Origin of the sequence: Oryzisolibacter sp. LB2S, from assembly GCF_040732315.1 — a bacterium.
In the GTDB taxonomy this organism is placed as follows: domain Bacteria; phylum Pseudomonadota; class Gammaproteobacteria; order Burkholderiales; family Burkholderiaceae_C; genus Alicycliphilus; species Alicycliphilus soli.
On sequence record NZ_CP160388.1, the window covers coordinates 567,347 to 580,595 of the forward strand.

12 protein-coding genes are annotated in these 13,249 nt (G+C 68.7%); 10 read left to right on the forward strand and 2 right to left on the reverse strand.

Annotation, left to right across the window (positions count from 1 at the left end; genetic code table 11):
* Window positions 1–77 precede the first annotated feature (77 nt).
* On the reverse strand, window positions 78–1,604 hold the full coding sequence (locus ABUE11_RS02715; RefSeq protein WP_367067522.1) for an aldehyde dehydrogenase family protein: 1,527 nt from the start codon (window positions 1,602–1,604) through the stop codon (window positions 78–80).
* A gap of 297 nt (window positions 1,605–1,901) precedes the next feature.
* Window positions 1,902–2,972: an AraC family transcriptional regulator gene (locus ABUE11_RS02720; protein WP_367067523.1), complete on the reverse strand. Its 1,071-nt coding sequence runs from the start codon at window positions 2,970–2,972 to the stop codon at window positions 1,902–1,904.
* 141 nt (window positions 2,973–3,113) lie between these two features.
* On the opposite strand from ABUE11_RS02720, the gene ABUE11_RS02725 reads away from it, so the two are divergent.
* Genes ABUE11_RS02725 through ABUE11_RS02770 form a run of 10 tightly spaced genes read left to right on the forward strand, consistent with a single transcriptional unit; the run spans window position 3,114 to window position 13,249 of the window.
* Complete coding sequence (locus ABUE11_RS02725) at window positions 3,114–4,826, forward strand: AMP-binding protein (RefSeq protein ID WP_367067524.1); 1,713 nt, start codon at window positions 3,114–3,116, stop codon at window positions 4,824–4,826.
* The gene (locus ABUE11_RS02730; protein ID WP_367067525.1) at window positions 4,823–6,427 is read left to right on the forward strand and encodes a carboxyl transferase domain-containing protein; all 1,605 of its coding nucleotides are present in this window, start codon (window positions 4,823–4,825) and stop codon (window positions 6,425–6,427) included. Before ABUE11_RS02725 ends, ABUE11_RS02730 begins: the two co-directional genes overlap by 4 nt.
* 10 nt (window positions 6,428–6,437) lie before the next feature.
* A complete protein-coding gene (locus tag ABUE11_RS02735; RefSeq protein WP_367067526.1) occupies window positions 6,438–7,217 on the forward strand; it encodes an enoyl-CoA hydratase/isomerase family protein in 780 nt (259 codons plus the stop codon).
* 13 nt (window positions 7,218–7,230) lie between these two features.
* A complete protein-coding gene (locus ABUE11_RS02740; protein WP_367067527.1) occupies window positions 7,231–7,950 on the forward strand; it encodes a DUF4126 domain-containing protein in 720 nt (239 codons plus the stop codon).
* Window positions 7,951–9,972 carry an acetyl/propionyl/methylcrotonyl-CoA carboxylase subunit alpha gene (locus ABUE11_RS02745; RefSeq protein ID WP_367067528.1) on the forward strand — a complete coding sequence of 674 codons (2,022 nt, stop codon included), beginning with the start codon at window positions 7,951–7,953 and terminating at the stop codon, window positions 9,970–9,972.
* A 37-nt stretch (window positions 9,973–10,009) separates the two neighbouring features.
* Window positions 10,010–10,930 (forward strand): glyoxylate/hydroxypyruvate reductase A, encoded by a 921-nt coding sequence (locus ABUE11_RS02750; protein ID WP_367067530.1) that lies wholly within the window; start codon window positions 10,010–10,012, stop codon window positions 10,928–10,930.
* Between the two features lie 15 nt (window positions 10,931–10,945).
* Window positions 10,946–11,854 (forward strand): hydroxymethylglutaryl-CoA lyase, encoded by a 909-nt coding sequence (locus ABUE11_RS02755; RefSeq protein ID WP_367067532.1) that lies wholly within the window; start codon window positions 10,946–10,948, stop codon window positions 11,852–11,854.
* Window positions 11,855–11,859: 5 nt separating this feature from the next.
* Window positions 11,860–12,357: a YbaK/EbsC family protein gene (locus tag ABUE11_RS02760; protein WP_367067533.1), complete on the forward strand. Its 498-nt coding sequence runs from the start codon at window positions 11,860–11,862 to the stop codon at window positions 12,355–12,357.
* Entirely contained in the window at window positions 12,354–12,611 is a 258-nt protein-coding gene (locus tag ABUE11_RS02765; RefSeq protein ID WP_367067535.1) for a DUF1289 domain-containing protein, read from the forward strand. The genes ABUE11_RS02760 and ABUE11_RS02765 overlap by 4 nt, the downstream gene beginning before the upstream one ends.
* A complete protein-coding gene (locus tag ABUE11_RS02770; protein WP_367067537.1) occupies window positions 12,608–13,249 on the forward strand; it encodes a 2-hydroxychromene-2-carboxylate isomerase in 642 nt (213 codons plus the stop codon). Before ABUE11_RS02765 ends, ABUE11_RS02770 begins: the two co-directional genes overlap by 4 nt.

Genomic DNA, 13,249 nt, shown 5'->3' on the forward strand with positions numbered 1-13,249 from the left:
CGCATTGGCCATGCCCTGCGACGACACAAAACGCAAAAAAGGCCCGGCCCGCAGGGCGGGCCGGGTGGCAGGGCGGCTTAGAAGAAGCCCAGCGCCTTGGGGTTGTAGCTGACCAGCAGGTTCTTGGTCTGCTGGTAGTTGCCCAGGGCGAGCTTGTGCGTCTCGCGGCCTATGCCCGACTTCTTGTAGCCGCCGAAGGCCGCGTGCGCCGGGTACAGGTGGTAGCAGTTGGTCCACACGCGGCCTGCCTGGATGGCGCGGCCCATGTGGTAGGCGACGTTGCCGTTGCGGCTCCACACGCCCGCGCCCAGGCCGTACTCGGTGTCGTTGGCGATGCGCACGGCGTCCTGCACGTCCTTGAAGGTGGTCACCGAGGCCACGGGGCCGAAGATCTCCTCCTGGAACACACGCATGTGGTTCTGGCCGAACAGCAGCGTGGGCTTGATGAAGAAGCCGTCGTTGATCTCACCGCCGGCGCGCAGGCGCTCGCCGCCCGTGAGGCATTGGGCACCCTCGCCGCGGCCGATGTCGATGTAGCCCAGGATGCGGTCGAGCTGCTGCTGCGACACCTGCGCGCCCACCATGGTGCTCTTGTCCAGCGGGTGGCCCTGCTTCATGGCCTGCACGCGCGCCACGGCACGCTCCATGAAGCGCTCGTAGATCGACTCCTGCACCAGGATGCGCGAGGGGCAGGTGCAGACCTCGCCCTGGTTGAGCGCGAACATGGCAAAGCCCTCGAGCGCCTTGTCCAGGAACTCGTCGTCGGCGTCCAGCACGTCGGCAAAGAAGATGTTCGGGCTCTTGCCGCCGAGCTCCACGGTGGACGGAATCAGGTTGTCCGCCGCGGCGTGCAGGATGCGCTGGCCCACGGGGGTGGATCCGGTGAAGGCAATCTTTGCGATGCGCTTGCTGGTCGCCAGGGCCTCGCCGGCTTCCTTGCCGTAGCCGTTGACGATGTTGACCACGCCCGGCGGCAGCAGGTCGGCGATCAGCTCGATCAGCACCATGATGGAGGCAGGCGTCTGCTCGGCCGGCTTCATCACCACCGAGCAGCCTGCGGCCAGCGCGGGCGCGAGCTTCCAGCAGGCCATGAGGATGGGGAAGTTCCAGGGGATGATCTGACCGACCACGCCGATGGGCTCATGGAAGTGGTAGGCGACGGTGTTGGCGTCGATCTCGGAGATTGTGCCCTCCTGACCGCGGATGCAGCCGGCGAAGTAGCGGAAATGGTCGATGCCCAGCGGCAGGTCGGCAGCCATGGTCTCGCGCAGCGGCTTGCCGTTGTCAATGGTCTCGGCGATCGCCAGCAGCTCCAGGTTCTGCTCCATGCGGTCGGCAATCTTCAGCAGGATGTTGGAGCGCTCGGTCACCGAGGTCTTGCCCCATGCGGCCTGGGCGGCGTGGGCGGCGTCGAGCGCCAGGTTCACGTCGGTGGCGTCGGACTGGGCGACCTGGCAGAAGGGCTTTCCGGTGATCGGGGAGACATTGTCGAAATAGCGGCCGGCCGCAGGCGCCACCCACTTGCCACCGATGAAGTTGTCGTACTTCTGGCGATAGGGGTAGGCGATGTCGAGGTTGAAGCGCTTGAGTTCAAACATGTCCATGGTGGTCTCCTGATTGAGGTTGTGGCCGGAATGAATGGGCCGGCTGCCATGGGAGTAATCAAGCTTCGTGCCAGCCCGCCGGCATGGGCGCCATGCCGGTTTTGTCACAGCCGCGCGGCCAGGGTGTTCCAGATTGGGCCAGTGGTGTGCAGGCTTGTGACACAGGGGTGTGCTGCCACCGCCGGTGACTGGCGGCATGCGGCCGTCTTGTCCTCTCGATCGGGGTGAAATGACGTTGGTGGCGGCGCCAGACAAGCGCGGGGTGCTACAGGAATTGAGGGTTTGTCCCAGGGCGCGTCAGTCCGGCTGTGCCTCCGGCCATGCGCCCTGGCGCCGAAACTGGGCGGGCGACTGGCCGGTCCAGGCGCGAAAGGCGCGGATGAAGCTCTTCTCGCTGGCAAAGCCCGTGGCGGCGGCCACCTGCTTGATGGGGTGGCGCGTGCGCTGCAGCAGCTCGGTGGCGCGGGCCTTGCGCGCCTCGTCCTTGAGTGCCTGCAGCGTCGCGCCTTCCTCCTTGAGCTGGCGGTGCAGCGTGCGCGTGGACAGGTGCAGCCGCCCGGCCAATTGCCCGGCGTTGTGCGCGCTGCCCGGGTCCGTGGTCAGGATCTGGCGCACGCGCGCCACGAGCAGCCGGTCGCGCCGGTACTGGCGCACGGTGAGCGGCAGCGCGTGCTGCAGCATCTGCTTCATGGCGGCCTCGTCGCGCGTGAGCGGCAGGGCCAGGTAGCGCGCGTCGAAGCGCAGGGCCGCGCAGGGGGCCGCAAAGCGCGTGGGGCCGTCGAACAGCACGCCATAGGCCGGCGCATGGGCCGGCGCGTCAAACGGGAACTCGGCCTCCAGCACCGGCAGGCGCGAGTCGATGAACCAGCTTGCCAGGCCCAGCGCGTTGCGCAGCATGGACACCAGGCAGAACTCGCGCAGCCGGCCCAGGTCGCGCCGCTCGGTGATGACGAGGCGCGCCTGCTCGCCCTCGCTGGTCAGCCGCAGCAGGATGTCGTCGGTGAGCAGCGCGTGGTGGCGGCACCAGCGCGCCAGCGCCAGGCCCAGCGAGGGCGCGCTCAGCGAGGCGCGCGCCAGCATGCCGTAGCTGCCCCAGGGCAGGCGGCGCGAGAACCAGCCCAGGGCCTCGTCGTCGAGCTCGCGCATGGCCGCGGCCGACAGGGCCTCGAACTGCCCGCTCGTGATGCGTGCCTGGCTGTCGTGCAGTTGTTCTGGCGTGATTTGTGCCTGTTCCAGGGCCGCGCCGGGGTCCATGCCGCGCGCCCTGTAGGCCTGCACGATGGCCTGCACGAACGCCATGGGCGTGGCCGCCTTGGGGGTGGTGGAGGGGGCGGAGGAGGATGGGGTGCCGTGGGGTCGCGTGGCCATGGCGCAAGTCTGCCCATGGGTGGCGCAATTTGCAACCTTCATGGCCCTTATCGGTGTTTGCTGCGGGCGCCCTGCGGCGTATGCTTTGCCCCATCGCCAGATGGGCGCCTGCCGCCCATACCACAGCCCAGGAGACAGGAAATGGACCTCGCCAACCCTTCGGCCAGTCATGCGCGCGGCACCACGGACACCCCATTGATCGAGGCCACCATTGGCGACTTCTTCGCCGACATGGCGCGCCGCCAGCCCGGGCACGAGGCCCTGGTGAGCCGCCACCAGGGCCTGCGCTACAGCTATGCCGAGCTGCACCAGGCGGCGCGCCAGCTGGCCAGCGCCCTCCTGGGCATGGGCCTTGAGCCCGGCGACCGCATCGGTATCTGGTCGCACAACAACGCCGAATGGGTGCTGATGCAGCTGGCCACGGCGCAGGTGGGTCTGGTGCTGGTCAACATCAACCCCGCCTACCGCACGGCCGAGGTGGAGTACGCGCTCAACAAGGTCGGCTGCAAGGCCCTGGTCACCATGCCCAGCTTCAAGACCAGCGACTATCTGGGCATGCTGCGCGAGCTCGCGCCCGAGCTCGCCCTGTGCCTGCCCGGCATGCTGGCCGCCAAGCGCCTGCCCACGCTGCGCAGCGTGGTCTGGATCGACGTCGCGGGCGAGGGCGCCGAGCAGCCCGGCATGTTGCGCTTTTCGGAGCTGATGGCGCGCGGCGATGCGGGCGATGCGCGCATTGACGCCATTGGCGCCACGCTCAGGAACAGCGACCCTATCAACATCCAGTTCACCAGCGGCACCACGGGCTTCCCCAAGGGCGCCACGCTGACGCACCGCAACATCCTGAACAACGGCTTCTTCATCGGCGAGTGCATGAGGCTCACGCCGGCCGACCGGCTGTGCATTCCCGTGCCGCTGTACCACTGCTTCGGCATGGTGCTGGGCAACCTGGCCTGCATCACGCATGGCAGCACCATCGTCTACCCGAACGACGGCTTCGATCCGCTGGCGGTGCTCGAGACCGTGCAGGCCGAGCGTTGCACCGGCCTGCATGGTGTGCCCACCATGTTCATCGCCGAGCTCGACCACCCGCGCTTTGCCGAGTTCGACCTGTCCACGCTGCGCACCGGCATCATGGCCGGCAGTCCCTGCCCGATCGAGGTCATGAAGCGCGTGCAGGCCGACATGCACATGGCCGAGGTGACGATTGCCTACGGCATGACCGAGACCAGCCCCGTGAGCTGCCAGAGCGACGCCGACACGCCCCTGGAAAAGCGCGTCTCCACCGTGGGCCGCGTGCAGCCGCACCTGGAGGTGAAGATCATCGACCCCGAGAGCGGCGCCGTCGTGGCCCGCGGCGAGCGCGGCGAGCTGTGCACGCGCGGCTACTCCGTCATGCATGGCTACTGGGGCGACGTCGAGAAGACGCGCGAGGCCATCGATGCCGAGGGCTGGATGCACACGGGCGACCTGGCCACCATGGACGCCGAGGGCTATGTGAACATCGTCGGCCGCATCAAGGACATGGTGATACGCGGCGGCGAAAACCTCTACCCGCGCGAGATCGAGGAATTCCTCTACCGCCATCCCCAGGTGCAGGACGTGCAGGTGGTGGGCGTGCCCGACGAGAAATACGGCGAGGAGCTGTGCGCCTGGATCATCGCCAAGCCCGGCAGCAGCCCGACCGAGGACGACATCCGCGCCTTCTGCAAAGGGCAGATTGCGCACTACAAGGTGCCGCGCTACATCCGCTTCGTCACCGCCTTTCCGATGACGGTGACCGGCAAGATTCAAAAGTTCAAGATCCGGGACGCCATGAAGGAAGAGCTCGGCCTGCAGGAAGGTAAGACAGCATGATTCTCGAATCCCAACTCAATCCGCGCTCGGCGGACTTTCAGGCCAACGCTGCCGCCATGCGCGCCGTGGTCGATGACCTGCGCGCCCATGTCGAGCGCGTGGCCCAGGGCGGCGGCGAGGCCGCGCGCGCCAAGCATGTGGCGCGCCGCAAGCTGCTGCCGCGCGAGCGTGTGGAGATGCTGCTCGACCCGGGCACGCCGTTTCTGGAGATCGCGCCGCTGGCCGCGCTCAACATGTATGGCAACGATGCGCCCGGCGCCGGCCTGATCGCGGGCATAGGCCGCGTCTCGGGCGTGGACTGCATGATTGTGTGCAACGACGCCACCGTGAAGGGCGGCACCTACTACCCGGTCACCGTCAAGAAGCATCTGCGCGCGCAGGAGATCGCCGAGCAGAACCACCTGCCCTGCATCTATCTGGTGGACTCCGGCGGGGCCAACCTGCCCAACCAGGACGAGGTCTTCCCCGACCGCGACCATTTCGGCCGCATCTTCTACAACCAGGCCAACATGAGCGCCATGGGCCTGGCCCAGATCGCCGTGGTCATGGGCTCCTGCACGGCCGGTGGCGCCTATGTGCCGGCCATGAGCGACGAGACCATCATCGTCAAGAACCAGGGCACCATCTTCCTCGGCGGCCCGCCGCTCGTGAAGGCCGCCACGGGCGAGGTGGTGAGCAGCGAGGACTTGGGCGGTGGCGACGTGCACACGCGCCTGTCGGGCGTGGCCGACCACCTCGCGCAAAGCGATCTGCACGCGCTGGCACTGGCCCGTTCGGCCGTCGCCAATCTCAATAGAAAACGGCCTGCAGCGCCCGAGGATGAAGCGCCGGAAGCTCCTAAATATGCAGCAGAAGAGCTCTATGGCGTGATCCCCACGGACACGCGCAAGCCGTTCGACGTGCGCGAGATCATCGCCCGCATCGTCGACGGCAGCCGCTTCGACGAGTTCAAGGCGCGCTACGGCAACACCCTGGTCTGCGGCTTCGCGCGTATCGAGGGCATGGCCGTGGGCATCGTGGCCAACAACGGCATCCTGTTTTCCGAGTCCGCGCAAAAGGGCGCGCATTTCATCGAGCTGTGCTGCCAGCGCAAGATTCCGCTCGTGTTCCTGCAGAACATCACGGGCTTCATGGTCGGGCGCAAGTACGAGAACGAGGGCATCGCGCGCCATGGCGCCAAGATGGTCACGGCCGTGGCCACGGCCAATGTGCCCAAGTTCACCATCATCATCGGCGGCAGCTTCGGCGCCGGCAACTACGGCATGTGCGGGCGCGCGTACTCGCCGCGCTTCCTCTGGATGTGGCCCAACGCGCGCATCAGCGTGATGGGCGGCGAGCAGGCCGCGAGCGTGCTGGCCACCGTCAAGCGCGACGGCATAGAGGCCAAGGGCGGCCAGTGGAGCGCCGAGGAGGAGGAGGCCTTCAAGGCACCCATCCGCCAGCAGTACGAGAAGCAGGGCCATCCCTACTACGCCACCGCGCGCCTGTGGGACGACGGCATCATCGACCCGGCCGACACGCGCCGCGTGTTGGCCCTGGGCCTGGCGGCCGCGCGCCACGCACCGGTACCGGACGTGAAGTTCGGCGTCTTCCGCATGTAAGGGGGCCAGCATGAGCGCCATTTCCATCCGCTACGAGGGCCACCGCGCCACCATCACACTGACCCAGCCCGAGGTGCGCAACGCCTTCAGCGACGAGGTCATCGCCGAGATCACCGCGGCATTCACCGAGGTGGGCGCGCGCGCCGACGTGCGCGCCGTGGTGCTGGCGGCCGAGGGCCCGGCCTTCTGCGCGGGCGCCAACCTGAACTGGATGCGCCGCATGGCCGACTACACGCGCGAGGAGAACCTGCAGGACGCAGCCAAGCTCGCCGAGATGCTGCGCGTGATCTACGAATGCGAGAAGCCCACGGTGGCGCGCGTGCAGGGCGACGTCTACGCGGGCGGCATGGGCCTGGTGGCCGCCTGCGACATGGCAGTGGCCGTGGACACGGTGGGCTTTTGCCTCAGCGAAGTGAAGATCGGCCTGATTCCGGCCACCATCAGCCCCTATGTGATCCGCGCCATGGGCGCGCGCGCTGCGCACCGCTACTTCCTCACGGCCGAGCGCTTTGACGCGCAGGAGGCGCTGCGCATAGGCTTTGTGCACGAGGTGGTGGCGGCCGAGCAGCTTGACGCGCGCGTCGACGCCCTGGTGAAGGCATTGACGAGCGCCAGCCCCAACGCCATGCGCGCCTGCAAGAAGCTGGTGCTTCACGTCGCCGAGCGCGAGATCAACGCCGGCCTGATCGCCGCCACCGTCGAGGGCATTGCCGACATACGCGCGAGCGACGAGGGCCGCGAGGGCGTGCAGTCCTTCCTGCAAAAGCGCAAGCCGAGCTGGTTGGGCTGATAGCTGAGCTGCGATGGACACCCTCTGGCTCTCCTTTGTGCAATGGCTCCACCGCGTGGGCCTGCACATCGATGCGGACACGGCCCAGGCCGTGGCCGAGGGCGCGGCGCGCGCCACGCAGCAGCTGGACATGCCCGGCCTGCTGGCGCTGGCCGCGGCCCTGGGCTGGGCCAGCGGGCTGCGGCTCTATGCCGTGGTGTTCCTCGTCGGCGGCATGGGCGCGCTGGGCTGGCTGGCGCTGCCGCCGGCCCTGACCGTGCTGCAGCACCCGCTGGTGCTGGCCGCCAGCGGCTTCATGCTGCTGGTCGAGTTCTTTGCCGACAAGCTGCCCTGGCTGGACAGCGCCTGGGATGCGTTGCACGCCTTCATCCGCGTGCCCGCGGGCGCGCTGCTGGCGGCCGGCGTGTTCGGCGCCGACAACGCCACCATGGCCGTGGCGGCGGGCCTGCTCGGCGGCACGCTGTCGGCCACGGCGCTGGCCACCAAGATGACCACGCGCGCGGCGGCCAACACCTCGCCCGAGCCGTTCTCCAACTGGGGCCTGTCGTTTCTGGAGGATGGCCTGGTCGTGGGCGTCGTCTGGCTGGCCACGCAGCACCCGCTGGCGTTCGGCATCGCGCTCGCGGTGGCGCTGCTGGTATCGGTGTTGCTGCTGGTGGTGCTGTTCAAGTTTCTGCGCGCCGTGCTGCGGCGCGTTTCCTCCGTGTTTTCTGCTTCTGCCAAGGTGGCCTGAATGTTCCAAAAAATCCTGATTGCTAACAGAGGCGAGATCGCGTGCCGGGTGGCGGCTACCGCCAAGCGCCTGGGCGTCAAGACCGTTGCCGTGTACTCCGACGCCGACGCCAACGCCAAGCATGTCGCCGCCTGCGACGAGGCCGTGCACATCGGCGGCAGCGCGCCCAAGGACAGTTACCTGCGCTGGGAGCGCATCATCGAGGCCGCCCGGCAAACGGGCGCACAGGCCATCCACCCCGGCTACGGTTTCTTGAGCGAGAACGAGGACTTCGCCAATGCCTGCGCCGCGGCCGGTCTGGTCTTCATAGGCCCGCCCGCCAGCGCCATCCTGGCCATGGGCCTCAAGGCCGAGTCCAAGCGCCTCATGGCCAAGGCCGGCGTGCCGCTGGTGCCCGGCTATCAGGGCGTCGATCAAGATCCGCAGCTCTTGCAGCGCGAGGCCGACGCCATCGGCTACCCCGTGCTCATCAAGGCCAGCGCAGGCGGCGGCGGCAAGGGCATGCGCCTGGTGGAGAAAAGCGAGGACTTCGCCGCTGCGCTCGAATCCTGCAAGCGCGAGGCCATCAACAGCTTCGGCAACGATGCCGTGCTGGTCGAGAAATACGTGCAGCGCCCGCGCCACATCGAGATCCAGGTGTTTGGCGACAGCCAAGGCAACTGCGTCTACCTGTTCGAGCGCGACTGCTCTGTGCAGCGCCGCCACCAGAAGGTGCTGGAAGAAGCACCAGCTCCCGGCATGACCGAGGCCATGCGCCAGAAGATGGGCCAGGCCGCCGTGGCCGCGGCCCAGGCCGTGGGCTACGTGGGCGCGGGCACGGTGGAGTTCATCGTCGAGCAGCCGGGCGGCTACGAGGCGCCGGAGCAGATGAAGTTCTACTTCATGGAGATGAACACCCGTCTGCAGGTCGAGCACCCGGTGACCGAGGCGATCACCGGCGAAGACCTGGTCGAATGGCAGCTGCGCGTGGCCAGCGGCGAGCCGCTGCCAAAGCGCCAGGACGAGCTGCGCATCATCGGCCACGCCATCGAGGCGCGCATCTGCGCCGAGAACCCCGACAACAATTTCCTGCCCGCCACCGGGCGCCTCGCCGTCTACTGCAAGCCCGCCTGCACCAGCTTTGAGCGCAGCCCGGTGCGCATCGACGACGGCGTGCGCGAGGGCGACGCCATCAGCCCGTTCTACGACAGCATGATCGCCAAGCTCATCGTGCATGGCGACGACCGCGCGCAGGCGCTGGCGCGGCTCGACGATGCGCTGGCCCAGACGCACATCGTGGGCCTGGCGACCAATGTGCAGTTTCTGCGCCATGTGGTGGCAAGCGACGCGTTCACGCAGGCGCGGCTCGATACGGCGCTGATCCAGCGCGAAGAGGCCCGGCTGTTCGGCCAGGAGAAGGTCGGCCTGCCGCTGGCCGCCGCCGCCGCCGTGGCCAGCCAGCTGCAGCGCGAGCAGGCCGGGCAGGGCGCCGACCCGTTCGGCCGCCGCGACGGCTGGCGCTCGCTCACGCCCTGCCGGCGCCGCTTCGAGTTCGACTTCGGCGGCCAGCATGCCAAGGCCTGGCTGAGCTACGAGCGCGATGGCGGCTACGGCCTGGAGGTGGGCGAGGGCGAGTCCGCGGTGCGCGGGCCGCTGGCCTTCGCGCCCGCGGCCGGCGGCGCCATCGACCTGCAGTACGCGGGCCAGCGCACGCGTGCCGTGGTCTACGCCCAGGGTGAGAGCGACCATGTCTTCACGCCGCAGGGCGCCACGCGCATCGAGGCGCTCGATCTGCTGGCCCATGCCGGCGAGGCCGCGGGCGAGGGCGGGCGCCTCACGGCCCCCATGCCGGGCAAGGTGGTGTCGTTCGCCGTCAAGGCCGGCGACAAGGTGGCCAAGGGCCAGCCCCTGGCCGTGATGGAGGCCATGAAGATGGAGCACACCATCGCCGCGCCGGCCGACGGCGTGGTGGCCGAGCTGCTCTACGCGCCCGGCGATCAGGTAGCCGAGGGCGCCGAGTTGCTCAGGCTTTCCGCGGCCTGAGCGCAGGCACGGGCCAGGCGGGGTAGGCTACGGTGCCATGAAGATCACCTTTTGCTGTACCGGTGCCAAGGCCGAACCCTGGCTGGAGGGGCTGGCTGCCGCGCTGCCGGGCGCGGATGTCTCCGTCTGGCAGCCGGGCGCGCCCCAGGCCGACTACGCCGTGGTCTGGGCGCCGCCGCAGCAGTTCATCGACGAGCAGGCGGGCCTCAAGGCCTTGTTCAACATCGGTGCGGGCGTGGATGCGCTGCTGGGGCTGCGCCTGCCGCCCGCCATGCGCGTGGTGCGCCTGGACGATGCGGGCATGGCCGTGCAGATGGCCGAATATGTGTGCCATGCGCTGGTGCGGCACTTTCGCGAGTTCGACGGCTACGAGGCCGACATGCGCGCCGGCCGCTGGAGCTACCGCAGGCCGCGCCTGCGCGAGGACTTTCCCGTCGGCATCATGGGCCTGGGCGTGCTCGGCGCGCGCGTGGCGCGTGCCGTGGCGCAGTTCGACTTTCCCGTGTTGGGCTGGAGCCGCGGACCGCGCCAGCTCGATGGCGTGCGCTGCTACAGCGGGCAGCAGGGTTTCAACGACTTCCTGGCCGCGACCCGTGTGCTGGTCAACCTGTTGCCGCTCACGCCCGAGACGCGGGACATCATCGACCGTGACACGCTCTCGCGCCTGCTGCCCGGCGCCTATGTGATCAACGTGGCGCGCGGCGCGCATCTGGTCGATGAGGACCTGCTGGCGCTGATCGAAAGCGGCCATGTGGCGGGCGCGACGCTCGACGTGTTCCGCACGGAGCCGCTGCCCGCGGGCCACCCGTTCTGGCAGCATCCGCGCATCACCCTCACACCCCACACCTCGGCGCGCACGCTGCGTGACGAGAGCATTGCCCAGATCGCCCGCAAGATGACGGCGCTCGAACGCGGCGAGCCCATCGCGGGCATCGTCGACCATGCCCGCGGCTACTGACCCCAAGGAACCACCATGCCCCTGCCATCCCAAGTCCGCATCATCGACGTAGGCCCGCGCGACGGCCTGCAGAACGAAAAGCAACCCGTGCCCGCCGCTACCAAGATAGAACTGGTGCGGCGCCTGCAGGACGCGGGCCTCAAGGAAATCGAGGTCACGAGCTACGTGAGCCCCAAATGGGTGCCGCAGATGGCCGACAACCACGAGGTCATGGCCGGCATCACGCGCCAGGCCGGCGTGCGCTACAGCGTGCTCACGCCCAACCTCAAGGGCTGGGAGGCGGCCGCGCTTGACAGGCCCGACGAGATCGTCGTCTTCGGCGCGGCGAGCGAGGCATTCAGCCAGAAGAACATCAACTGCAGCATTGCCGAGAGCATCGAGCGCTTCGCGCCCGTCGTCGCGGCCGCCAAGGCAGCCGGCGTGGCCGTGCGCGGCGCCATGAGCTGCACCGTGGGATGCCCCTACGAGGGTGACATCGCCCCCGAGCGCGTGGCCTACCTGGCCGGCCTGATGAAGGGCATAGGCGTGGAGCGCGTGGACGTGGCCGACACCATAGGCGTGGGCACGCCCACCAAGGTGCAGCGCGCGATCGAGGCCGCCGCGCAGCATTTCGGCATCGACCAGATCAGCGGGCATTTCCACGACACCTACGGCCAGGCCCTGGCCAACACGCTGGCGGCGCTGGAGCTCGGCGTGTGGAACTTCCAGTCCTCCATCGCCGGCCTGGGCGGCTGCCCCTATGCCAAGGGCGCGACGGGCAATGTGGCCACGGAGGACCTCGTGTTCATGCTGAATGGCATGGGCATAGCCACGGGCATTGACCTCGACAGGCTGGTGGACGCGGGCGCGTACATCAGCGACTTTCTGGGCCGTAAACCCAATTCGCGCACGGCCGTGGCGCTTATCAACAAGCGCGAGGGGTAGGCGTCATGTGTGGAGCCGAACTGATGGCGCTGCCCGAGGGCGTGCGCCGCGTGGCCGCCGCCCTGGAGGCAGCCGGTCACCCGCACATGCCGGTGATGCTCAGTGATGCGGCGCGCACCGCCCAGCAGGCGGCCGACGCGCTCGGCATTGCCGTGGGCCAGATCGCCAAGAGCATCATCTTCCGGCGCCGGGCGGACGACGCGGCCGTGCTCGTCATCACCTCGGGCGACCGGCGCGTGGACGAGAAAAAGGTGGATGCGCTGGTGGGCAAGACGGGCCGCGCCGATGCCGAGTTCGTCAAGGCGCGCACGGGGTTTTCCATCGGCGGCGTCTCGCCCCTGGCCCATGCCGAGCCGCCGGTCACGCTGATCGACCGCGAGCTTCTGCGCTTTGACGTCATCTGGGCCGCGGCCGGCCATCCGCATGGCGTGTTCCAGCTGCGGCCGCAGGACCTGGAGCGGCTCACGGGTGCGCCCCTGGCAGATGTCACGCAACAGCCATGAGTTCAACAAAAATGCTAGCTGCTCGCGCTTGCCAGATAAGCGCTGGAGGCCAATTTGTATCTGATTCTGCGGCCGTGCCATCGCCCTGTATCTCGGTGTGCCGCATGTCGCCCGATCGCAGCCATTGCGAGGGGTGCTTCCGTACCCTGGACGAGATCCGCGCCTGGTCGCAGGCCGGCAATGACGAGCGCCGCGCCATCTGGGCCGCGCTGCTGCGCCGCGCCGGGCTGGCGCTGCCTGAGGAGCTGTCGTGAAGCACATCACCTTTTATCTCGACTTTGTCTCGCCCTATGCCTGGCTGGCCTTCGATCGCCTGCCCCAGGTGCTCGAGGGCCTGTCCTATCGCCTGAGCTACCGCCCGGTGCTGCTGGGCGCGCTGCTCAAGCAGCATGGCAACCCCGGCCCTGCGGGCATTGAACCCAAGCGTGCCTGGACCTACCGCCATGTGAGCTGGCTGGGCCACAGTCTGGGTGTGGGGCTGGAGATGCCGGCGCGCCATCCCTTCCCGCCGCTGCCACTGCTGCGCCTGGCGCTCGAGTGCAGCGACGACGGCCTCGTCAACCGCTTCGTGGCGGGCAGCATCCTGCGCCATGTCTGGCAGGGCGGGGCGGATGCGCTCGACCCCGCGCGGCTCGATGCCCTGCGCGCACAACTGGCCGAACAGCTGCGCCAGGATGAGGGCGCGCCCGAGCGTGCCAAGCGCCTGCTGCGCGAGAACACCGAGGACGCGGCCGCGCGCGGCGTGTTCGGCGTGCCCACGTTCGAGGTCGACGGCCGGCTGTTCTGGGGCCTGGACAGCCTGCCCATGCTGCGCGCCTGCCTCGACGGCGACGCCTGGTTCGACACGCATTGGCAGCGCGCTGCAAGCGTGCCGCAAGGCTTGGGCGCTTGA